The following is a 23,301-nucleotide window of genomic DNA, read 5'->3' as shown; positions in this document are numbered from 1 at the left end:
AATGTGCTGCGACGCATGATGCCTTTTCAAAGAGGTCATTACTCGATTACGATGAAAGCATGGATCGCAAACTGACTTTCGTTTTGATTGGTGTCGCTTTTTGGCTAAGTGCCGCCATTCTCCTGCATTTTATCGTACCCTACGTCTTTGATGGCGGGTCGATCCATATCGTGTTCTGGATTGCAAATTTCTTCTTCCCGATTTTAGCGATCCCCGTAATCGCGCGTTTTACGGGACGTACCAAGCATGACATGCTTGCCCCAACGGTGCTGATCGCCTTGCCCGCAATGACTTTGGATGGCCTCGCCATCACGCTCGATACATTGGGTAGAACTCACATTTACGCCGATACTGCTGTTTTGGCAGGCTACACAGGTGGTTTCTTGCTGTTTGCCTTTGCCAGCTTCTTCTTCTGGGCTGTGCGTTGGCACAAGGCCTAGGTGCCAAAACGCATCTAAGCCAGACATTTCAGCCCTCTGGATAGTCTTTTGGGCAAAAACCGTCTATTTGTTTTCGGAAGAGGGCGGAGTGGTGAATCAAGAAGAACAAAACCAATTTGTTATGATGTCGGCAGCCATCCGTGACTGCGCGCTTGCTGGCGATGCCAAACGGATTTTTGCGCGCGTTAAGCGATTCCTTCGCGAATTTACTGATGGGGCTGAGCATGATTCTCATCACAAGGGTGTTCTCGGCATATTTCAGTTGAAATCACAGGACCTCAACGAAGCTCAACGCTTGACTGTCACCAATTGGTCCTCTGACTATATTCAACTTCGCCGTGAGATGAATGACTATGCCCATGACCCGGCGATCATTCTCTCGCATCAGAGCACCGCACCGTTTACCTGGCAAAAGGCGATGATGAATGCTGACAGACGTGCCCGGCAGGTTGCTGATCTTTGCGCTGAACATACCGGTCAAAAACACGGACTGACCTTTCCGATCGCCGATATCAATATGCGTAAAGGGGCCGGGACGATTGGTTTCGATCTCGATCCTTCACATTTCAGCCCGACCCAGATTGGCATGATGCACCACGTGCTCACGTCGGCTTACGCGCGGCTTTACAAGGTGATGGGGCCGTTTCCCGAGGATGTTGAGCCCGATTACTCGCCCCGCCAGCGCGAAGTCGTGCGTTTGCTGGCTTTGGGTATGACCACACGCAGCGCCGCGGCAGCTTTGCAGGTCAGCGAAGCGACGGTGAAGCATCATGTGCGTGCTGCAATGGCCAAAGTGAATGCGCATACGAGCGCGCAATTGATTGCGAAATCGATCAACAAAAATGTGGTTTTAATCTAAACCCTATCCGATCGGATAGTTTCGGACAGGCTTTTGAGTGGCGACACTCACGAGCATGGCTGAGCTTATCCTTCCTGATAATCGCGACCTGTATCTGGCGGACCTCGAACAGATGTTTGAACGGCGGTATGAACTGTTCTTTGAGCGTCTCGGTTGGTGTCCAGATGCGGTTGGGGTGACACGGGGATATGATAAGGATGCCTTTGACCAGGATAGTACAGTTTACATTATCGAACGGATGCCTGGGGCACGTGATATCGTTGGATTTGCCCGTTTAAATCCAACAACGGGACCGCATATGATGCGTGCACGATTTGCGCATTATTGTGATTATTGCAGTGCGCCACCGATTGCTAATGATCTTTGGGAGCTATCCCGGCTGGGGTATTTCACACCGCGCTTTGGAGGTGATCGCTCAATTTGGAAGGAGGTCCGCGCCAGGATGCTCACCGCGATCACTGAATATTGCTTGCAGGTCGGCATTCGTCGGCTGGAATATGTTGTGCGTGAAAACGTCTACACAGCAATCCAGCGTGAAGCGTGGGGCGCACAACCCTTGGGGGGACGTCATGCAGAGAGTCTGTCTGAGCCTGCTTATGTGGCAGGCATTTCAGGCATGACTCGTAACGGCCTAACGCAAGTTAGGTCGTTACTGCATGATCCTGAGGAAACCGTACTGATGTACTATGGGCCGGTCTCATCCATTCAGCTTCGCGCTGCGGCTTGATATCCTACTTGCTTACTACTCCGCTGCAGGACGTACATTTGAACCAGTGTCAGCATCGGGCGCTGACCAGTGCTGTGTTGGATCAGGTATAGTTGTGACAGATGTGGGCACTTTACCGCGAACGCGCGCATACATGCGGTCTCGCCAGCGCCCCATCTTCGCCGGAGCTGCGAGCCAAACCGGTGTTACGATTAGAGTGAGCATGGTTGAGAATCCGAGACCAAAGACGACAGCAGTCGCCAGTGGTACCCACCATTCCGCCGTAATCCCTCCAAAGCTGATCGAACCGTCTGCGAAATTCACATTCATCATGAAGACCATGGGCAGCAGACCACAAATCGTTGTCAGCGTGGTTAGAAGAATAGGGCGTATTCTTTGAGCTGCGGCGGCGATGGCAGCTTGTTCGCTTGTTCGTCCATCCCGCTGCAAACGCTGGAACGTATCAATCAACACAATATTATTGTTCACGACAATTCCGGCCAGCGCGACAACCCCTGTGCCGATCATCAGGATGGAGATGTATGGCAACACAAGCTGGATGCCGATCAGGACGCCGGCTGTAGAGAGCACAACAGCCGAAAGTGTGAGCAGCACGTGGTAGAAATTGTTGAATTCCCATAGGAGGATGATGCCCATCAGGAACAGGGCTGACAAAGCCGCAACCTGGAAGAAAGCACTTGCTTCAGCAGCATCTTCGTCTGCGCCCTCAAACTGAACATCAACTGCCGGATTGAGATTCGCGGTTTCCAACCAGTCTTTGACTTCAGCAACCTTTGCGGCACCGGCCCCTTGTTCAACGGCATTGGCGCGCACCATGATGACGCGTTTACCGTCACGGCGCTCAATCTTTGTCACTTTGGGCGCTGGCTCTCGCGTAACAAATTGCGAGAGGGGCACCTGTCCTTCCGGAGTTGCGATCCGTAGACGGTCAAGCGCCTCGACGCTGCGTTCGGCTTCAGGAAAGCGCACGCGAATGTCGATTTCATCCAAGGCGTCATCCGGCCGATAGCGGCCAACCAGAATGCCATTTGTGACAAGCTGAACTGCTGCGCCGACCTGACTGACATCAATGCCGAATTTTCCAGCCTGGGCACGATCCACCTCTAGGCGATACTCAATGCCTGGTAGGGGACGACTATCCTCGACTTCACGGAGGCCATCCATTGAGTCCACAAAAGCCCGAACTTGCGCTGCGGCTTCCAGCAAGGCTGGGCCATTATTGGACTTGAGGGCGATTTGAACATCCTTGCCGACAGGGGGGCCTTGCTCCAGTTTGCGAACTTCGGTGCGCAAGCCCGGTACACCGACAAGCGCGTTACGGATGTTCTGCTCTGTCACGCGGCCATCATAGCCGTCATCGCGATCCTTCAAGTTGATCAGTACCCGACCGATTGTATCCTGAGGGGGTGAGCTGACGCCGTCAAAGTTAAACGAACCAGAGCCTTCGCTGCCTGAGGTTGAGGCCATGGATTCAATGCCATCCAAGGGCAGCAATCGCTCAACCACGCGGTCGACAATCGCATACTCTTCATCGGCAGACAGATTGCCTTGTGCCTGAACGAAAACATAAAGCTGTTCAGGCTCAACATCCAGAAACAGTTCGGATTTGTGTGAGGTCGAGCCAAACCACATAAAGATCGATATGACCAAAGCGGCCGCCCCTGCCGTCACCAGGAAGGGGCGATTGATCAAGGCGGATGTTGCGCGGGCGTAGCGTCCAAACCAACCTGAAGCTTCCAGAGGGTCTCCATCAACCCCGGAAACGCCAGCAAGACCCTGATTGGTGTCATCAGTGCTGCGCTTGCCGACGACCGACCCAAGAACAGGCAGGAAGATCAGGGCCATAACCAGCGAAGCGACCAGAACGAAGATCAGGGTGATGGGCAAATAGGACATGAATTTGCCAACGAGACTGTCCCAGAACAGGAATGGGAAAAATGCGGCAAGGGTCGTCGCGGATGAGGCCACAATCGGCCAGAACATGCGTTTTGCCGCCATACCATAGGCTTGTTTTCGATGCAGACCTTCGGCCATTTTCCGGTCGGCATACTCAACCACAACAATCGCGCCATCGACGAGAATTCCGACGGCGATCACCATACCGAACATCACCATCAGGTTGATCGTGTAGCCAAAGACGCCGAGCATAAGAAAGGCCATGACAAAAGACCCAGGAATGGCGAGCCCGACCATACCGGCAGACCGTAAACCCAGCGCGGCAACGACGATGATCATCACAAGAACCACGGCCACGGCGATAGACGCCTGAAGCTGGCCGAGTTGCTCATCAATCATTTCTGACATGTCTGAGGTCAGCGTGACATTGATCGAGCTTGGCCATCTGTCGCGAGATTGCTCAATCACCGCTTCGACATCAGCCACGGTATCAAGGATATTTGCACCGGTGCGTTTGATGATCTGTAGAGAGATTGAGGGTTGGCCGTTAAACTTGGCAAACTCCTCGCGATCCTTGAACGTGCGCCGCACAGTCGAGACATCCGCCAAAGTGATCGTGGCATCGCCTTCCGCCAGAACGGGTAAGTCGAAAGCATCCTCTGCGGTTTTGATCAGGCCGGGAACCTTCACTGGAAAGCGGCCCTGGCCCATATCTATGCGTCCGGCCGGGACAAGCCGATTGTTGTTTGCAACCGTGGCTAGAATATCCTGATAAGAGATATTATAAGCTTCGAGTTTAGCCGGATCGACAACGATCTCCAGAACCTCTTCCCGGTCCCCCTGAAGGCGGGCCTCCAAGACACCTTGCAAACCTTCAAGTTCGTCCTTTAGATCTTGCCCCAATCGGAAGAGTTCGCGTTCAGGCGCATCACCATAAAGGTTGATCGCGAGAATCGGGAAAAGTGATGCATTGATTTCAGTGATCACGGGTTCTCGGGCTTCGTCTGGAAACTCGCGTTCAGCCAGGTCCACTTTTTCTCGAACGTCGAGAACGGCCTGATCCTGATCGAATGAGACATCAAACTCGATAATGATTTGACCTGCGCCTTCGAGAGCGAAAGAGTCGATTTGTTTGACCCCCTCAATACCCTGCAACTCACTTTCAACAGGTCTGACAAGCAGCCTTTCAGCATCCTCAGGGGAGACCCCTTCTAGTGGAATGGTGACCCCAACAAAGGGGATTGGAATGTCAGGGTCTGCTTCCTTGGGCAGGTTCATATAGGTCAGGCTGCCCGCGATAAGGGCCACCAAAAGAATGGCCAGAACCATTCTCGCACGGCCAATAGCACCATCAATCAAACCGTTCATGGTTGTTGATCCTGAGTTGGCAAACTCGTGACTTCGACGCCCTCACGAAGATAATCTTGTCCGGCAACAAGCAGGTTAACATCTCCGGGTAGGCCAGTGACCCAAACGCCGTCTGAGGCATCATCAATCACGGTCACTTCAGCAAATTGAACGACATCATCATTATCAACATAGCGAACGCCGACACGGCCATCATCATGCAGCACAAGTGAAGCTGGCGTCAGCAAGACGGCTGGTGCCTGGCCGAGACCAATATCAACGGAAGCTGTCAAACCCGCTGCAATCGCGCCGTCAGGGTTATCAACCTGAACTTCAATACGGAAGGTTCGGGTTTGTGGGCTGGCTGTGCGAGCGACGAAGCGAATTGTCCCTTCAGCTTCAGCGCCTGTCGCGAGGGTTACCTGAACGGGCATGTCAGCATTGAGCGCGCCCATCTGAGCTTCAGTGGCCTCTACGACGATGATTATCGGATCGAGATCAACCAGTCGGCCACAAGGTGCGCCAACAGACAGAAAGTCGCCATGCTCGGCCAGTCGCGCTTCAAAAACGCCATCAAATGGGGCCACGATGCGTGTCTTGCGCAACTCAATCCTCGCCGTTGCCAGGGCAGCTTCAGCGCGATCGAGCGTCGCTTTCGTTGCGGCAGCGCGATTAGAGGTTGTCCAGCCCTTCTCCTCCAATTGCATCGATGCCTCATAATCTAGGCGTGCGGCTTCTACGCTGGCTTCTGCTTCTGCGATGCGTGCCGCGCGGCTTTCAACATCCAGGCCGCAAAGGAGTGCGCCCGTTTTAACCACCATGCCTTCATTCACCCGTGCGTTGGTTACGGTACCGATTGTTTCGGATCGAACTGTGATCTCGCGGTCTGCTTCTGTCCGACCTTTGAGAGTAGCGATGACCTGATGAGGTTTGGGCTGCGCTCGCGTTACGATGACTTCCGGTTTCGCAGCTTCGGCGGTCGCGCTTGCATTGGCTTTTGGCACCTGAACATCTTCCGCACTCGAACGCGTCACACCACGAATGATGAAGTAGGCGAGCAATGCCAGCAAGATAAAACCGGCGGTCCGTACAGACTTTGGGAGGGAGGGCATGGTGAAGTCAGCCTTTCTGGAGCGCGAACAATATAGATAGCTGCGGATAACAGCGATTAATCCTAATAACGACCAGAGGTTTCTATCGGAAAAAAATACGTCGATACTTTGATGTAATCGAAAAACATATAATTCACGAATTATCAGTTTTTGAGTCCGCGAACTGTCGCAGCGTTAAGTGCCACCCGTTCCTTAAGCTCGGTGGCTGAAGGGTTTGCCCCTGCCTTGCAGCCATCCCGATTTCCTGTTGCAACCATAGGAATTTGCGATGAGGGGTGCGCGATTTTGTTTCTATCTGAGAGGGTAGAAACATATGGGAGACCCAGTTGACATCGAAAACCTTCTCTGCCGCGTGTATCGCGGCTGCATTCCTTAGCCCGGCGGCTTTGGCCGCCCCGCAATTCAGCTTTGATGCGGCACAGGCCCCGCAATCCGGTGATCTTGTCCTGTACGTAGGCGCTGATGGAACGCTCAGCCCAACGGCAAGCGCGATTGACGCTACAACGGGCAATCGGATCACGCAAACCATGGCGGTTGCCGGCTTTGAGGGCGGCTTTGGTGAAACCCTTTCACTCGTTGCTGTTGGCGCTCACGATCATGTCACTCTGATCGGGATTGGTGATGAAGCGCTGACCCCACGCAAGCTGCAGGATCTGGGTGGCCATGCCGCAATGTCGGCAGATGATAGTGACGGGTTGTCCCTGATCATTGATGGATTGGCTGCGGGCGGTGGTGACGCGGCGGCCTATATTGCGACTGGCTACGCCCTTGGCGATTATGCTTTCACAAAGTACAAGTCCGACCATGAAGCCAGTGATCCAGACACGGTTCGTTTGATCGGCGGCGCGAGCGCTGCAGCCAAATATGAAAACGACCTGGCTTATCTTGTAGAGGGTGTGGAGCTTTCCCGTAATTTCGGTAGTGAGCCGGGTAACGCTCTTTGGCCTGAAGTGTTTGTTGATACCGTACGGGAAGCTTTCCGCGGTGTGCCGAATGTACGCATCAGTGTGCTTGATGCGCGCGACATTCGCCGGGAAGGCATGGGCGCGCTGATGGGTGTTGGTCAGGGGTCGATCCACGATCCACGTCTGTTGGTCGTGCGTTATACCGGGGCGGCGGATAGCGACGCTGCACCGATTGCGTTGGTCGGGAAAGGCGTGACCTTTGACACTGGCGGGATCAGTATCAAGCCGAATAATGGCATGTGGCTGATGAAGTCTGACCTGTCTGGCGCTGCCGCTGTTGCGGGTGCCGTTCTGGCTGCGGCCAAGCGTGGCGAAGACGTCAATGTTGTTGGCCTGATGCCATTGGCAGAGAATATGCCATCTCAGGATGCGATCCGCCCCGGCGATGTCCTCACTTCCATGTCAGGCAAGACGGTTGAGATCATGTCGACCGATGCTGAAGGCCGTTTGATGCTGCTCGATGCTGTACACTATGCACAGGAGAAGTTCGACCCGCGTATGATCCTGAATATTGCGACCCTGACAGGCTCTGCCGCCCGCGCGATGGGCGACGATTATGGCGCTGTCATTACGCGTGATATCTCCTTGAGCCTTGAGATGATGGAAGTGGGTAAAGCTGCAGGTGAAGATGTCTGGCCACTGCCTTTGCACCCCTCTCACTTCGAGCAGATCAAGTCCGATATTGCCGATATCAAGAATACTGGTGGCAGCCCAGGCGCATCCATTGGCGCTGCTGTCGTCGGCACATTCATTGCCGAAGACCTGCCATGGGTACACCTTGATATTGCTGGTGTGGACTGGCTCGACAGCCGAACCCCAACAACTCCTAAAGGCCATGCTGGCTGGGGTGTGCGATTTATGGACGAGCTCCTTCGCCGCGAAAGCGAGTAGCTTTGTTATCAGCAACAGTTAGCCGGGTTCATGGGACCCGGCTTATCTGTTTACGTGATACCGCAAGGGTAGTGCAAATCCCACCAAATTGACGAATCCTCTTCAAGCGGTCAGACTTTACGCCGCTACAAGAAGGATTTTCGATGCGCGATCGGAAAGAACTCACTGACTGGATGGACGCTCTCGAGTTCTATGCTCGGGATTGGGACGACACGTTTGGGGCGCAGACGAACTATTTCACGCAAGAGTTTTGGTACATGCTGATTGGCTGCGTTCGCGCGCATTGGGACGGGTCCCCTTTAACGGTCAGTCAGTTGGCTCAACGCATGAAGTCTGGCTCTAACCGGACACGGGAAGAGCGGATCAAACGCGCAGTTGATGACGGTTATCTGGTCAAGGTTCGCGACGATCAGGATGGTCGTGCAGCCTATGTCCGCCCAACCCCGGAATTGGAGCAAATGGTGGTTGATCATTTGCGCAGGACGCTCGACCGCGTGCAGGCGTTTTTAAGTGTACCGGAGTCTGCGAAGTAAACGCAGTTTTTGCGGGTACTTTGTCGGCAATCTCCTCGCTTTTTCTTTTTAAGCTACCGAGCAGAATGGCTGAAAAGAGAAAATGGGAGGAATTCATGACCAATCGCCGATACGCTCGGAATGCATTCTCTATGGCCAGTGTTTCCATAATGGCCCTGACCGCTTTTGCGCCAAATGCGCTCGCACAAGAAGCAGAAGCGCCCAGCCAAAGCGCCGTGACTGACAGTGAAGAGGTGAAAACCTTAAACCGTGTAACCGTTACGGCCAGGCGCCGCGAGGAGTCCCTGAAAGACGTTCCAGGGTCTGTGACAGCCATCGGCGCTGATGACATTGCTCAATTTGGGGCCACTGAGATCGGCGACCTGCAGTCAAGCGTTCCCAATATCGTCCTGCATGAGGGCGATGCCCAAAATACAGTGGCCTATATTCGCGGGGTCGGACAGCTCGATAGTCTCGCCTTCGCAGATCCCGGTGTCGGTATCTATCTCGACGATGTTTATCTGGGCCGTGCGCAAGGCTCATTCCTTGATGTATTTGATGTGGAACGTATCGAAGTTCTACGCGGGCCGCAGGGAACCCTCTATGGCCGTAACACTATTGGTGGCGCGATTAAATTTGTCTCTCGCGCGCCCAGTGAGACCCCTGAATTCTCTGCCTCAGCAACCCTGGGCAACTTCAACCAGAAAGATGTTTCGCTTGGTGTTTCTGGCCCAATCTCAGGCGATAAAATACTCGGCAAAGCCGCAGTCGCGTATCTCTCCCGTGATGGATATTCCGACAATACAATCACAGGTGAGGATGATGGAGATCGCGACACGCTGGCCTGGCGCGGGTCTATTCTGGCCAACATCACCGATAATTTTCGCATCCAGTTCTCTGCCGATGGCTCGACAGACACGCCTGATGCATCGCGGACACCAGCACGTGAAACAGCGGTCTTTGGTGCGTTTCCTCCCAGCGAAGACCCATTCACGGTAGAGGCTGACTTCAATGGCCTCAGTGATCTGAGTGTCCGCGGTGTTTCTGCACGCGCGACATGGGATGTGTCGGATACGTTGACCCTTATCTCCACAACCGCGTATCGGGAAATGGAGTATGATGCGAACCTCGATCTCGATGCGACCGGGTCACCGCTCTTCGGCGTCTTCGTCTTTCAGGACCAGAACCAGTTTAGCCAGGAATTGCAGGCCAATTACGAGGATGGCCCTTTATCCGTGGTCGGTGGCCTGTACTATTTTGACGAGGCAGATGTCACCGAATCCGGCATTTTTGGCCCGGACATCGCCTTTGTTTCAAACTCAATTAATGACCAGACGACGACGGCTTTGGCGGTCTATGGCGACTTGTCCTACGACATTTCAGATCGCTTAAGCGTCAGTGTTGGGGTGCGCCTGACAGAAGAAGAAAAAGACTTCAAGCGCGTTCAGGAATTCTTCGATGCGGCAACACCGCTGGTCCCGCAGATTGGCCAAGGCGCTCGCGTCACGGACGTCGATACGTCTGAAACCTTCTCCAATACCTCACCGCGCATCTCGGTCTCTTACGACTTTAATGATGATGTTACAGGCTATGCCTCAATCGGGCGGGGGTTCAAGAGTGGCGGTTTTGACGGACGGTCAAACTCAGGCTTTGAAGCGCAGCCTTTCGATGCGGAAACGCTGACCGCCTATGAAGCTGGTATCAAAGGCTATTTTGCCGATGGGGCGATCTTTGCCAGCGCGGCGGTCTTCCTCAATGAGTATGAAGACCTGCAAGTCTCCAGTTTCACAGAACAGAATGGCGCCTTCGCAGCCATCTTCACCAATGCTGCCGAAGCGCAAATCGCAGGCTTCGAGATCGAAGGGAGCTGGCAGGCGACTGAAAACCTGCGCTTTGACCTCTCTGGTGGTTATCTCGACGCGGAGTATGATGAGTTTATCGGTGAGAACGGTGCAGATGTTTCTGATACGCTGACCCCGGCCAATGCCCCTGACTGGACTGGGCGTCTGGCCGCGAACTACCGACGATCTGTCGGCCAGGATACAGAACTCGTGGTCAATGCCGCCGCTTCCTATCGCGGAGAGGTTTTCCCAACGGTCAGCTCCAGCGAGATCCTGCGCCAGGGCGGGTACACGCTTTATGACGCCTCGATTGGCCTCGAATTTGCCAATGGGAAATATGCGCTGCTTCTGGCTGGGCGGAACCTTTCGGATAAGGAATACCGCACGCAGGGCTTCGACCTGTCAGACAGCCTTGGCTACCAGCTTGGCTATTATGGCGCGCCGCGTACCGTCAGCCTGACCGCATCAGTGCGTTACTAGGGCTGATCACGATGCCAAAGCTTGATGCTGAGACCAAGGCGGTTCTGCGTGACCTGAAGGCGATAGAGCCGCTAACTAAAGGTGATCCGGACATTTCCGTTGTTCGCAAAGCCTACGATAAGGTGTTTGCTGGGTGGACGGCTCCAGCGGATCGTCCAACCAATGAAAGCTGGTTGAGCGATTGTCAGCTTGGCGACAGTTATCAAGCTCTGGTGATCGAACCCGCTCATCAGGCGCCCGGCGATACTTCACTTGTCCTCATTCACGGGGGTGGGTGGTCTCTGGGGAATGCGCTTTGTTATGCACCGCTGGGCCGATGGCTCTGCGCCCAGACCGGAATGCGGGTCCTGGTTCCGGACTTCCCACAAGCCCCTGAGCAGCCCGCACCTGCAGCCTATGAAGCTTTGTCGGCTTTCATCGCATGGGTACAGACCAGTTATGGCGGCGATGTCAGCCTGATTGGGGATAGCGCTGGTGGCAATCTCGCGGCTGTGATCTCTAACCATCCCCCGGCAGGGGTGACGATCAAGGCGCAAGCTTTACTTTATCCCGTCATCGATTTGCGTCCGGATGCCCAATACAAATCTCGACGCAAGTATGGGGGTGGGAACCACTTCCTGACGTCAGATGGGATTGTCGGTGCAGCCATGCAGTATTGCGGCGAAGCCCAATCCCCAACTTCGCCGCTTCTGACACCGCTGCTCGAAACCGATTTCTCGAGAACCCCACCAACCCTCATCATGATCCCGGAATTTGATCCGCTCTATGATGAATGTATTGCCTATGGCGATCTCCTGAAGGCGAATGGCATCGAAACCCAGACCGAAGTTGCAACAGGCACAATACATGGCTGCGCCAATTTCAGTGGCCGAATTGCTTCGAGTAGACGGAGTATGGCTATAGTATCTCAATTCTTGGGCGCAAAGTGAGTGAAGGTTGATTTGATGGGGCCAAATCCAGAGACTTCTTTCTGAAAGTGCTCTCCGTTTTTCGATTAGTATGCTGTTTCTAATCTTTCCGGATATGAATGCTGCATTGCACAATTGAAGGAGGCCGTCATGGCTAAGGAGACCAAGAAATCTGATATGCGCGCCAAGGCCCGCAAAAAGGGCCGCGCGATTGAAGCTGGTGCAGTCGAGCTGTCACGCAATATCTGGCTTGCCGGGATCGGAGCCTATGGCATGGCCTTTCAGGTTGCGCGGTCAGGTGCCGTCGCGGTGAATGAGCAATCGGTTGAGATGTTCGAAGACCTCGTCAAGCGCGGCAGCGAGATCGAGACAGACGTAATGACCAAGCTCGGTGAAACCTCTGCGTTCACGACTGCCTCCAAGCAGGCGCAGAAAGTTGCCGATACCTCTCAAAAGATTCAGGAACAAGTTCGTGATCGGTTTGATGCGCGCATGGAGCGTATGCGCGGCCTGTTGGGCATCAACAAGGAAGGCACGATCGGCAACAAGCTGGTCCGCGGCCTTGAAAAGCTTGAAGACGATGTTGCCACGGCAACCAAAGGCACCCTTAAGCAAGGTGACCTGATGCTTAAGAAGCGTCTGGCGCGCCTCTCTGAAGAGATTGAAGCTTATGTTGGCGATCTCGAAGCGCCTGAAGCGGCCCCTGAGGTCAAGGAAACCCCTAAAGCCGCCAAAGCGACCAAGAAAAAAGCCACAAAGAAGAAGGCTAATAAGAAGCCTAAAAAGGTCAAAGTTGACGATCTGACAGTGATTAATGGCGTTGGGCCGGCCATGGCGAAGAAGCTCAATGAGCAGGGCATCACAGCCTTCACGCATCTGGCTGATCTGAAAAAGGCTGACGCTGTGAAGCTGGACGAAAAAATCGGTGCCCGCGGTCGTTTGGTCCGGGATGAGTGGGTCAAGCAAGCCAAACAGCTTGTGAAGGCCTAAGGTTTCTCAGGCCGCACGCATCTTACCTGAAGTCTAGGTGTGTGCGGCTTTAGCCTAGAACCTGATCATACTTCCCGAGTATCTGGCGCTGGGCCTCCTGCTGGTCACCATCCAGATAAGGCGCGACGGTCAGAAGCGCTCTTAAGACGGTCTGGTGAATGAGAACCGCGGCAGGGGTTTCCCGGCCATGCATCACGTCCTCTTCAAGCCAGAAGGTCAGGGTTGAAATGAGCTGGTCCAGAAGCACGGATTTCACCCGTGGGTTTTGCGCAAACTGGGCGTCTTGACCGAAGTTCTGGAGGGAAATGTCGAGCGTCGTGCGGAGCCGCTGATTGAGCGCTTCAAGCCGATGAGCCAGAGAGGGATAGCGCGCCGTCAAAATGCCAAGGCTCTGATAAAAGAAACGAAAATCGTAGATTTCTTCGAGCAGGATGTAGAGGAAAACCCAGTGATCTTCGAGAGAGGTCAGGCGATCTTCAGCCCCCTTCAGGATGATTGTCATTTCATCTTCGAAGGCATCGAATAGCGCTTTGATGAGCGCGTCTTTACCCTTGAAATGGTAGTAAAGGTTACCCGGGCTGATCTCCATAACATTCGCAACGTCGAGCGCTGTAACATTGGCTTCGCCTTCCGAATTGAACAGTGTCAGACTTGCAGACAGGATACGATCACGCGTTTTCATTGAGGAAAACTATAGCGCCAAACTATGACGAGCTCGATAACAAATACGGAAAACTCGCAGGTCCCAGTGTTGAAATAACTTAAACTTCATGCGCTAATCTAAATCCCACAATGAAAAACAACGGTCAAAACCGTGAAATGTGGACGGGAGGATAGGATGGAACACGATAAGGATATCGCCAGCAGTGCGGCCGAGAACACGACAGCACTCAACCCCTTACTGGGCGGTATAAACAGGCAGGAATTGCTCGGCGCAGTCGCCATGATGCTGCGCTCGACGATGACCAATCCTGTCACATCAATCAAATATGCCGGTAAGATCACCAAAGAGAATGCCGAGATCATGCTCGGCAAATCCTCAATTGAACCGGACCGTAAGGACCGGCGCTTCCGCGATCCGGCTTGGGCGCATAACCCGTTCTACAAACGCGGCATGCAGGCCTATCTCGCGACCCAGCAACATCTCCATGACTGGGTCGGGGACCTCAAACTGACACAGCTTGAACATGCGCGCGCTAAGTTCGTCATGAATATGATCACCGATGCACTGGCCCCGACAAATACGCTGGTTGGTAATCCCGGTGCGGTGAAACGCGTCGTCGACTCTGGTGGCCTGTCCTTGGTCAATGGCCTGAAAAATGCCTATACTGACATCACCAAGAATGGCGGTATGCCGTCACAGGTGGATACCAAGCCCTTTAAAGTCGGAGAGAACCTTGCGACCTCAGAAGGGAAGGTGGTCTGGCGCGATGAGGTACTTGAGCTGATCCAGTACCGGCCACTCACTGACGAGGTGCATGAGATCCCATTCATGGTCATCCCGCCGCAGATCAACAAGTTTTACGCGATGGATCTGACCCCGATGACCAGTATGGTACAGTTCCTGTTGGCCTATCAGCAGCAGACCTTCACCATTTCGTGGCGTAACCCAACTAAGAAACAGGCCCATTGGGGCCTCGAAACCTATGTCGACTCCCTCTTCAAGGCGAGCGAAGTGGTCAAGCGGATTACCGGCTCTGACAAGCTGAATGTTTCAGGGGCCTGTTCAGGCGGGATCACAACGGCGACCTTTGCCAGCTTGCTCGCTGCGGCCGGTGATGATCGTCTGAACTCGCTGACCTTCATGGTTTGTGTGCTCAACCCACGTCAGGACGATAGCGAAATCGGGGAAATCGTCTCTGAATCCAGCCTCGAAATCGCCCGTAAATTCTCCAAGCGAAAAGGCGTCCTAAAGGGTGATGACCTGGCCCGCATGTTTGCCTGGATGCGCCCGAATGACCTCATCTGGAATTACGTGGTGAACAATTACCTGATGGGCGAGGATCCTCCACCGTATGACGTCCTCTACTGGAACAATGACACAACGAACTTACCGGCCCAGTTGCACTCGGATTATCTCGATATGGCTGTGGATCAGCCATTTGATCATCCCGGTGAAGTGGAGGTTGCAGGTCATATGGCGGACTTGTCCAAAGTTACCTGCGATGCCTTTGTGGTCGCCGGATTGACGGATCATATCACGCCTTGGAAAGCCTGCTTCCGGACACCCCGGCTTTTGGGTTCAGAGAATATTGAGTTTGTCCTCTCTTCCAGTGGTCATATTCAGTCTCTAATTAACCCGCCTGGAAACCCGAAAGCGAAGTACTTCACCAATCCTGACCTTAGTCTGGACGCAGATGCATGGGCGGCTGGGGCGCAGGAAACGAAAGCCTCCTGGTGGCCCTTATGGGGGGACTGGATCAAGGCGCGTGCTGGTGGATTGAAACCTGCTCCGCAGGCTTGCGGCAGCGATGCGTTTGAGCCGATCTGTGACGCGCCTGGCGAATACGTACACGAATCCGCCTAAGATTATGAAAGCCTTATAGGACCATCCCAATGTCATCAGCCCAACCCGACCGCATGCCTGAATTCTCTTTCCGTGAGGTTGGGCCTGTTCGCCTGCGTGTCGCGCATTGGCCGGGGGAGCCGCACTTCGACACGCGACCCTTGCTGTTTTTCAACGGGATTGGCGCGAATATCGAGCTGGCGCTGAAGCTTGGAGATATGTTCCCACATCGGGAAGTCATCACGTTTGATGTCCCCGGCGTTGGCGAGAGTGAAGTCACTGCCTGGCCCTATCGTCCCTGGATGCTGGCCCGCTGGACCCGCCAGATTCTCGATATGTATGGCATTGATGATGTTGATGTCATGGGCGTTTCGTGGGGGGGAGCCATGGCCCAGCAATTTGCGTTTCAGTACCGCAACCGGGTCGGTAAACTGATCCTGTGCGCGACAACAGCGGGTATGACCATGGTGCCGGGGCGGCCTGCATCCCTGATGAAGATGGTTGATGCCCGACGCTATACAGACCCGAACTATATGCGCGAAAACTTCGCGACACTTTATGGGGATATGGCCGAGGAAAACGCTGGCGGACATGTTCAAAACCTGATGCCACCTGATCCGAAAGGCTATGCTTACCAGATGATGGCCTTTCTCGGCTGGTCGAGCCTGCCTTTCATCCGCCTCCTGAGGATGCCAGCACTTGTCCTGATGGGCGAGAATGACGCGATCGTCCCGGTCGTAAACGGCAAAATCCTCAAGATGGCGCTCCCCAATAGCCAGCTGCATGTCATGGAAGATGCCGGTCACCTGTTCATTGTCACAAAGATGGACGAGACCAGACGGATCATTGCGAACTTTTTGACCGAAGAGCCCTCTCAAACCGAAGCTGCGGCTTAGGGTGAATGGTTTAAAGAAATATAGCTTCAAAAAAGATCTTTCTGAGAACTGCCGACCTTGCCTCAGTTCTTGAGTCTGGTCTAAGCAATGTCCCTAACAGGCTTTTCTCCGGGGGATTGGATGCGCTCTTTTCTTACAGTTCTGATTTTAGGGTTCGCCTTTTTAGGCGCTGCTTTGGCGCAAGATGAGGCCAGCTCGTTTCAAGATAAAATTGCCGATTATGAACATAAAGCCGGCTTCATTGATCTTTATATTGATCATGAGGGTGGGGATATCTATGCCGCGCTGCCGAAACCTGATGCCGATGGCATTTCCATGCGTTTCATCTATGCAACAGGGTTGACCGGCGGGTTGGGCTCAAATCCAATCGGGCTTGATCGTGGTAACGCTAGCAGCGGGGTCATTGTTCGGTTCCGCAAAGTTGGCGACCGTATCATTGCTGAGCAGGAAAACTGGCGTTACCGAGCAAGTGCGGATAACCCGCTTGAACAGCTAGCTGTTACCCAATCCTTCGCGAGTTCTTTCCTATGGTCGACGGAAATCGTTGCTATTAAGGAGGATGGGCAAATGCTGTTTGACCTATCCGGTTTTCTCACACGTGATCAGTTCGGTATTGCCAACAGTCTCGCGCACGGAGAAGGGGCTGCTTCCTACAATCTTGTTTCTGACCTTTCCTATCCAGACACTAAAGCTGCGCTGGCGTTTCCTGATAATGTCGAGTTCGATGCGTATTTGACCTTTGCCAGTTCACAGCCAAACGCGCAGACTTATGCTACGGCACCGGATGCTCGTCAGATCACCTTAATTCAGCATCACTCTTTCGTTCGGTTACCAGATGATGGTTATCAGACGCGCAAGTTCGACCAGCGTACAGCCAATATCGGTATGGGTTTCTATGACTATTCCAGTAATCTTGCGGAGCCGATCGTTCAAAGACTATCACGCCGCTTCCGCTTAGAGCGCATTGATCCGGATGCAACCTATGGTCCGGTCAAGAACCCGATTGTTTTCTATGTTGATTCTGGAGCGCCAGAGCCCATACGCACTGCCCTGATCGAAGGTGCATCATGGTGGGCGGAAGGATTTGAAGCGGCCGGGTTCGAAGATGCCTATCGTGTCGAAGTTCTACCTGATCATGCTCATCCACTCGATGTCCGATACAATGTCATCAACTGGGTGCATCGACAGACCCGAGGCTGGTCCTATGGGGGCAGTGTCTCTGATCCGCGTACGGGCGAAATTCTGAAAGCAAATGGTATCCTTGGTTCGCAGCGCGTGCGGCAGGACAGGATGATTTTTGAGGGGCTTGCTGGTGTATCTGCAACCGGGACAGGCCGTGCTGATGACCCTGTTGAGATTTCCTTGGCGCGCATTCGTCAGCTTGCAGCCCACGAGGTCGGTCATACGCTTGGCTTTGCGCACAATTTTGCGGCAAGCTCGAACAATCGCGCTTCCGTGATGGATTACCCAGCCCCTTATGTGCGCCCTAAAGAGGGGGGAGGTTTAGATTTTTCACAGGCTTATGGTGTTGGACTCGGTGCATGGGATATTTTCACCGTGAAATGGCTCTATTCACAGTTCCCTGGAACGGTGAACGAGGATCGGGCTCTGGATGATATGGTGGCAGCTGTGACTGATCAGGGCTTGCGATTTATTGCCGATCAACATGGCCGATTTGTTGGGTCTGCGCATCCATATGGCTCTGTTTGGGATAATGGTGAGGATGCGGTTGAGACCTTATTGGAAACACTTGAGGTCAGACGTATTGCGCTTGCGAATTTCGGCTTGGATCGTTTGGCGTACGCTCGTCCGACTTCAGATCTAAATGCCGTAATTGTGCCGATCTATTTGTATCATCGTTATCAGGTTGCGGCGGCGGCGAAATTCATTGGCGGTTTGGATTTTTCCTACAGTGTTAATGGCAAGACACCGATAGCGGCCAATCCAGTCTCGCCACAGGATCAGCAACGGGCTTTATCGGCGCTGTTGAGAACCCTTGATCCAGTTGAGTTGGACCTTCCCGACAAGCTCCTCAACTCTCTAACGCCTGGGGATGTGGGCTATGCAGGTGGCGGGCAGGCGCTAGAGGTGTTTCCATCCCGTACAGGTGCAGTTTTTGACCTCTCAGCGGCAGCAGCTATTTCTGTTGACCTTTCACTTGATGCGCTTTTGGCACCAGAAAGGCTGGAACGTATTGCGGCTTACGAACAGCGCTCGATCAATGCCTTCGCACTCGATAGTCTTCTCACTCAGATTGATGAGACCGTCTTCTCACGCTCAGATGAACCCCGGCATCAGCTTTTGGCACGGGTTATCCAGAGCCGCTTCATTGAAAGCCTGATTGGTGTATCTGTGAATCCGGCGACGTCTTCAGAAGTCGCCGGAGCCATTGATGCAAAGCTCATAGAAATTCGAGAGCGGATCACCGGGCGAAGAGCCGCTAAGTCAAATAAAGAAAAACAGCATTTTGCTTTCCTTGCCGCAAGGATTGATCGCTATTTCTCAGGTGAGCCTATTCAAAAAAGAGAAAAACTGACGACACCACCAGGTAGTCCAATCGGTTCAGGTGATCAGGCAGAGTTATGTTGGCATTGTGAGTGATGATTGCGCGGTTGGGTCATGACGCCTTTCTGCAATGAAGCTAATGCTGCCAGAGTCCAGTATGAAAGTCTGTAGACAAGCGCGAATATGCGCCGCTAGTGATCGATTGGTATTACGCTATTTTTCCATAATCGGTCGGTAGGCTTTCCGGCTGTTGTAGGCGCATTCTGAAAGAGCGGTATCCTCTCGCCCATGAGAATGGCTTCTCCACTAGTGCCGATCCGCCTAGATATCGTCTTACGTGCTTCAGTTTTAAGCTCCGTATATGCTGTTTTAAGTTGGTTCAAGCAGTAGACTCGATAGGGAGATGTTGGGACAGACCACTCAACGCCACCTTGACGATACTGCACCTGCTTTTCTGAATTTGCATAGGCAGCGGCGTTTGCCTGCAGATACGGCAAATAGTCATTACCAGCCATGGCAATAAGTGGATCAAGGGTGGAGTCGACGTCTGTGATCGCAGCTTTGTTCTCCAGATCGGATGGACGGGTTGCCCAGAGGCGCGCGGTCCATAGAAAAGTCTTGGGCGCGCGTTCACGCATGATGCCCGCAGGTGTTGGGTCATGTGAGAAATGCCGAAAGAAGGGACCAAACAGACCGAAGTCAGCTTCACAAGGACGCTCTCCCATCAGGAAGGGCTGTTGACTGAAAACAGGCTCCAATGCCGCGAGTGTATCGAGGTAAAGCTGCTCAATCGCTGGTGCAGTCTCACGCGTCACGCCGTCTGCGGCAAGATAAACCCGCTTTTGCCGTACCTTGATGAAATGCTGGCGCAAGCGAAGCGGGGCTTTCACATCGCGCAGCATGGTTTTTGCGGCCTGACTGCTCATCAGGCGCATATCATCCTTGAACGCCCAGCGATAATAGAGCGCCGGGCGCCATAACCATTCATCAAACAGGTCTTCGAGTAACAGGCTGAAGAATTTCGCTATCGGTGTTTCTGGTGACAGGGCAGGGCCTTCGAAAGTCTTCTCAAAGTGCGTGATGATGGCCGTTGTATCTGTCAGCCAGGTTCCATTCGGGGCCTGAACCTGAGGCATTTGCGCGATCCCGGTCGCCTCTGCGCAACGTCGAAAGTCCGCGCGATCCATGGGCACAAAGTCAAAGGGCACGCCTTTGACTTGAAAGTAGGCTTCCAGCTTTCCGGTAAAGTAAGACAGTTTCAGCCCATGAAGCTTATAGCGATTGTCAGCCATATGCCCTCCGATCTTGCTAGAGTTTTCCTAGAACAAGGATGCGTGCTGGCCGCCATCGATTACGATGTTCTGACCGACAATGAAGCGCGACAGGGAACTACACAGGAAGGCAGCCAGAGGGGCAAGATCATCGGCATCGCCAACAAAGCCTGCAGGAATGTGATTGTTTGCCAGGAAGTGCGGTCGAACGACTTCGGGCACTGGTTCAAGCCCGAATGCTGCCGCATAGTCCTTCATGATCTCATTCGCACCTTCGGTCTGGAACATGCCGGGCAACAGGTTGTTGATATTGACCCCATGCTTGGCGATCTCTCGTGAGACACTCGCCGTGTAATTGATCAAAGCAGAGCGCGCAGGCCCGGACATCAGTCGCCAGATCATTGGGTTCTTGGCAGAGAAGGTCGCGATATTGACGATCCGCCCCCAGCCCTTGGCCGTCATCGTTGGAATATAGTGCCGCATAATTTCAATCGGACCGATCAGTGTGGTCTCAATCGACTCCCGCCACATTTCCGGTGTGACTTTCAGGAAATCTCCGTTCGGTGCGGGCGGTTTTATCGTGATGGCCAGAATATCCGGGTCCGGGCAGGCTGCGAACAGGGCTTCGCGCCCTTCAACGGTCGATGAGTCTGCGACAACCGGTGTAACGGGCGTACCATACTTCTCGCTGATCTCATCGGCCGCTTTGCGCAAACGTTCCTCACGGCGTGCAGTAATGTAAAGATTGACGCCAGCCTCAGCGAGGCGTTCAGCAGTTGCGCGGCCCATGCCAGCGCTGCCGCCAGCCATAATGGCGGTCTTGCCTTTGATTTGAAGATCCATCTTTTTCCCCTTTGTGGACTTGTCGTGAATTACTTGGCGAGGGGGCTTAAGGCGGCACTTTCTGCAACCAGTTCTGATTGAGGCGCCAGCGCAGGGTGTCTATGCGGTCCTGGCCGAAGAAAGGCTCGTTCTCGAACACCATGGTCGGCACGCCCCAGTGGCCGGCCTCTTCTAGAGCTTGATGATTGGCCTCAACTTCGGCTTTGATCTCGCTTGGAATGATCGCGGCTTCCATTTCGGCAAGGTTGAGGCCGATATCTGCACATGCCTTGGACAGATGATCGCCGCTATCCCAATTGGGTGTGCCCCCCCAGATAATAGCCGCGGATGAGTGTGCGAAATCAATACCTTTGCCAAGCTTCTCAGCGATGACCCCTAAACCAGTCAGCCGCCAGATCAGCGGTTGCTCTGCTGGGGTTTCAAAGGTCTCACGATCCTGAACAACCGGGTCAGGATTGGGCCAGACAAAGGGCATACCAAGTTGTTGTGCACGGCGTCGCGCATCCATAACGATATAGCGCGGTCGTTTCTTGTCACTTGCGTCAAAGATTGTCTTCTTGGCGCGCAGGGCAATTGGCAGGACGGGCCGTAGTCTTACGGTCACGGAATAATCCTCACGTAAGCGCAAGAGATCAGGCGTTACGATGTAAGAATAGGGACTGCGAAACGACCAGAAGACGTCTACAGCAGGCTTATCAGTAGGCGTGTCTGTCATCCTCGATGCCCTCCTACTGCGCCGCCAATGAAGCGGGACGGCTGAGTTCCGGGGTCTTCATCTTCCGGGCAATCCGCTCGGCCACCATGACACACCCCAGATATGTATTGCCGGACGGGATGGTCGGCATCACCGAGGCGTCAGCGATGCGCAGGCCACTCATACCGAGAACGCGGCAGTCGGCATTCAGCACACTGCCCATTGGGCAAGTGCTGGTCATATGCCCATAACTGATCGTGTAGTTCGCGAGGGCTTGTGACACGGCTTCAGACGAGGACAGATCGATAGGGTCAATCTGTTCACACCCCAGAGCCTTTGCGGCGCTGGACATTTCCCAGGCTGCAATTTGATCAAACGCATGGCGCAGCCGCTGATCTGCCCCTTCAGGCAGCGGCGGCGCCATGACGAGTGGGCCATCGCCGGGATTCTCTCCCAGCTTGACCTTTCCTAACCCCGATGATCGGAGCAGGAAAACTGCCATAACAAACTCGGTCGGACCATCGGTGAGAGGCGGAGCAATCGGGAAGGCGTGATAATCAATATCAACGCCATTTGATGCGCCAATCAGGAGCGATTGTGCGGGTCCCGCGCTGCCCCCACGGGGGCCTTCGTGTCTATAGCGGATACCAGGACCGATATGGTCGCTCATGGTCTCGCCGACAGGTAGATCAACGTGAGCGGTGATGCCATGCTCAGCCAAGTGCTTGGCGGGACCAATCCCGGAACGCATTAACAGGTTTGGGGTCCATAAAGCGCCAGCCGTCAGAACGACTTCATCGGCTTCAATTTCCTCGCCCGTAGTCAGGATAACGCCGGTCACCCGATGCCCATCAATATTGAGTTTGGTGACTTCCGCCTGTGCACGGATGTTCAGGTTCTCACGCTTGCGGACTTGCGGTGTCAGATAGGCCCGACTGGTTGTGACCCGGTTCGCAGTCTCATCAATCGTGACGGGGAAGACGCCAAGACCCGGTAACTGGCTGCGGTCATTGATATCAGCAACCGTCTTCGTGCCGACCTCGACCAGTCCATCATAGAAAGCAAGTTGCGCGCGTCCCATCTCATCGCGGCGCCATCTGCGAACGGGTAGGGGGCCTTTGTCGCCATGCAGCGGTGAAGCCCCAAAATCAGCATCAGTTTCAGCCGCGATAAACGTATCGATCACCTCATCCCATCCCCAGCCAGTGAGGCCAGCAGCGGCCCAGCCGTCATAATCCTCGGGCAGACCTCGCAGGGTTGCTAATCCATTGACAGCCGATGTCCCTCCCATCAGTCGGCCCTGAAGCATCGGGATAACCCCGGTGCCATTCATCATCGGTGTCAGGGCGACAGGTTGCGCGCCAAGCCAGGCTTCCGGTGCCCGCGTCGGATCGAGAATGCCAGAACCATAAACATCATCGTCAGGGCCAGCTTCCAACAGAGTAACCCGTAGCGATGGATCTTCACTCAATCGCGCCGCAAGGACTGATCCCGATGTTCCGCCCCCAACGATCAGGATGTGTTTCGCCTGTGATTTCATGTCAGCGCCCCCTGCAGAGTGATTTTAAAGAACTCAATTAGGTTGAATAACCTATCATTAGGTTTCATAACCTAAATA

The 23,301-nt window shown here is 54.0% G+C and carries 18 protein-coding genes; 11 read left to right on the top strand and 7 right to left on the bottom strand.

Features of this window, described 5'->3' with window-relative positions; translation table 11 throughout:
• The first annotated feature begins 59 nt into the window (after window positions 1–59).
• From RYZ27_RS06980 to RYZ27_RS06970, 3 genes are read left to right on the top strand one after another with little or no spacing between them, the layout of a single operon-like run.
• The gene (locus RYZ27_RS06980; RefSeq protein WP_406681673.1) at window positions 60–440 is read left to right on the top strand and encodes a hypothetical protein; all 381 of its coding nucleotides are present in this window, start codon (window positions 60–62) and stop codon (window positions 438–440) included.
• Complete coding sequence (locus tag RYZ27_RS06975; RefSeq protein WP_406681672.1) at window positions 397–1,299, top strand: LuxR C-terminal-related transcriptional regulator; 903 nt, start codon at window positions 397–399, stop codon at window positions 1,297–1,299. Before RYZ27_RS06980 ends, RYZ27_RS06975 begins: the two co-directional genes overlap by 44 nt.
• A 55-nt stretch (window positions 1,300–1,354) precedes the next feature.
• Window positions 1,355–2,026 carry an acyl-homoserine-lactone synthase gene (locus tag RYZ27_RS06970; protein WP_406681671.1) on the top strand — a complete coding sequence of 224 codons (672 nt, stop codon included), beginning with the start codon at window positions 1,355–1,357 and terminating at the stop codon, window positions 2,024–2,026.
• A gap of 15 nt (window positions 2,027–2,041) precedes the next feature.
• Here RYZ27_RS06970 and RYZ27_RS06965 read toward each other — a convergent pair whose 3' ends face one another.
• Entirely contained in the window at window positions 2,042–5,290 is a 3,249-nt protein-coding gene (locus RYZ27_RS06965) for an efflux RND transporter permease subunit (RefSeq protein WP_406681670.1), read from the bottom strand.
• Window positions 5,287–6,381, bottom strand: coding sequence for an efflux RND transporter periplasmic adaptor subunit (locus RYZ27_RS06960; RefSeq protein WP_406681669.1), 1,095 nt, complete (start codon window positions 6,379–6,381; stop codon window positions 5,287–5,289). Before RYZ27_RS06960 ends, RYZ27_RS06965 begins: the two co-directional genes overlap by 4 nt.
• A gap of 326 nt (window positions 6,382–6,707) precedes the next feature.
• On the opposite strand from RYZ27_RS06960, the gene RYZ27_RS06955 reads away from it, so the two are divergent.
• From RYZ27_RS06955 to RYZ27_RS06935, 5 genes are all read left to right on the top strand, one after another.
• Window positions 6,708–8,237, top strand: coding sequence for a leucyl aminopeptidase family protein (locus RYZ27_RS06955; RefSeq protein WP_406681668.1), 1,530 nt, complete (start codon window positions 6,708–6,710; stop codon window positions 8,235–8,237).
• Window positions 8,238–8,380: 143 nt separating this feature from the next.
• Window positions 8,381–8,770 carry a hypothetical protein gene (locus tag RYZ27_RS06950; protein ID WP_406681667.1) on the top strand — a complete coding sequence of 130 codons (390 nt, stop codon included), beginning with the start codon at window positions 8,381–8,383 and terminating at the stop codon, window positions 8,768–8,770.
• A 95-nt stretch (window positions 8,771–8,865) separates the two neighbouring features.
• Window positions 8,866–11,070, top strand: coding sequence for a TonB-dependent receptor (locus RYZ27_RS06945; protein ID WP_406681666.1), 2,205 nt, complete (start codon window positions 8,866–8,868; stop codon window positions 11,068–11,070).
• Between the two features lie 11 nt (window positions 11,071–11,081).
• Window positions 11,082–11,999: an alpha/beta hydrolase gene (locus RYZ27_RS06940; protein WP_406681665.1), complete on the top strand. Its 918-nt coding sequence runs from the start codon at window positions 11,082–11,084 to the stop codon at window positions 11,997–11,999.
• Window positions 12,000–12,128: 129 nt separating this feature from the next.
• Window positions 12,129–12,968: a hypothetical protein gene (locus RYZ27_RS06935; RefSeq protein WP_406681664.1), complete on the top strand. Its 840-nt coding sequence runs from the start codon at window positions 12,129–12,131 to the stop codon at window positions 12,966–12,968.
• 49 nt (window positions 12,969–13,017) lie between these two features.
• On the opposite strand, the gene RYZ27_RS06930 is transcribed toward RYZ27_RS06935, so the two are convergent.
• Complete coding sequence (locus tag RYZ27_RS06930; protein WP_406681663.1) at window positions 13,018–13,650, bottom strand: TetR/AcrR family transcriptional regulator; 633 nt, start codon at window positions 13,648–13,650, stop codon at window positions 13,018–13,020.
• Between the two features lie 156 nt (window positions 13,651–13,806).
• Here RYZ27_RS06930 and RYZ27_RS06925 point away from each other — a divergent pair, with 156 nt between their 5' ends.
• The 3 genes from RYZ27_RS06925 to RYZ27_RS06915 all read left to right on the top strand — a co-directional run bounded on the left by RYZ27_RS06925 (window position 13,807) and on the right by RYZ27_RS06915 (window position 18,971).
• Entirely contained in the window at window positions 13,807–15,495 is a 1,689-nt protein-coding gene (locus tag RYZ27_RS06925) for an alpha/beta fold hydrolase (protein ID WP_406681662.1), read from the top strand.
• Window positions 15,496–15,524: 29 nt separating this feature from the next.
• The gene (locus tag RYZ27_RS06920) at window positions 15,525–16,370 is read left to right on the top strand and encodes an alpha/beta fold hydrolase (protein WP_406681661.1); all 846 of its coding nucleotides are present in this window, start codon (window positions 15,525–15,527) and stop codon (window positions 16,368–16,370) included.
• Between the two features lie 120 nt (window positions 16,371–16,490).
• Window positions 16,491–18,971: a zinc-dependent metalloprotease gene (locus tag RYZ27_RS06915; protein ID WP_406681660.1), complete on the top strand. Its 2,481-nt coding sequence runs from the start codon at window positions 16,491–16,493 to the stop codon at window positions 18,969–18,971.
• Between the two features lie 95 nt (window positions 18,972–19,066).
• Here RYZ27_RS06915 and RYZ27_RS06910 read toward each other — a convergent pair whose 3' ends face one another.
• Genes RYZ27_RS06910 through RYZ27_RS06895 form a run of 4 tightly spaced genes read right to left on the bottom strand, consistent with a single transcriptional unit; the run spans window position 19,067 to window position 23,223 of the window.
• A complete protein-coding gene (locus RYZ27_RS06910; RefSeq protein WP_406681659.1) occupies window positions 19,067–20,167 on the bottom strand; it encodes a glutathione S-transferase family protein in 1,101 nt (366 codons plus the stop codon).
• 27 nt (window positions 20,168–20,194) lie between these two features.
• Window positions 20,195–20,989, bottom strand: coding sequence for an SDR family oxidoreductase (locus RYZ27_RS06905; RefSeq protein ID WP_406681658.1), 795 nt, complete (start codon window positions 20,987–20,989; stop codon window positions 20,195–20,197).
• Window positions 20,990–21,035: 46 nt separating this feature from the next.
• Entirely contained in the window at window positions 21,036–21,704 is a 669-nt protein-coding gene (locus RYZ27_RS06900; protein WP_406681657.1) for a 2-hydroxychromene-2-carboxylate isomerase, read from the bottom strand.
• Between the two features lie 13 nt (window positions 21,705–21,717).
• Window positions 21,718–23,223 carry a GMC family oxidoreductase gene (locus RYZ27_RS06895; protein WP_406681656.1) on the bottom strand — a complete coding sequence of 502 codons (1,506 nt, stop codon included), beginning with the start codon at window positions 23,221–23,223 and terminating at the stop codon, window positions 21,718–21,720.
• Window positions 23,224–23,301: the final 78 nt, after the last annotated feature.

The organism is Hyphomonas sp. FCG-A18, from assembly GCF_045287255.1.
GTDB lineage: Bacteria > Pseudomonadota > Alphaproteobacteria > Caulobacterales > Hyphomonadaceae > Henriciella.
Note: the sequence above shows the minus strand (reverse complement) of the source record. Positions and strands in the feature narration are given on the sequence as shown.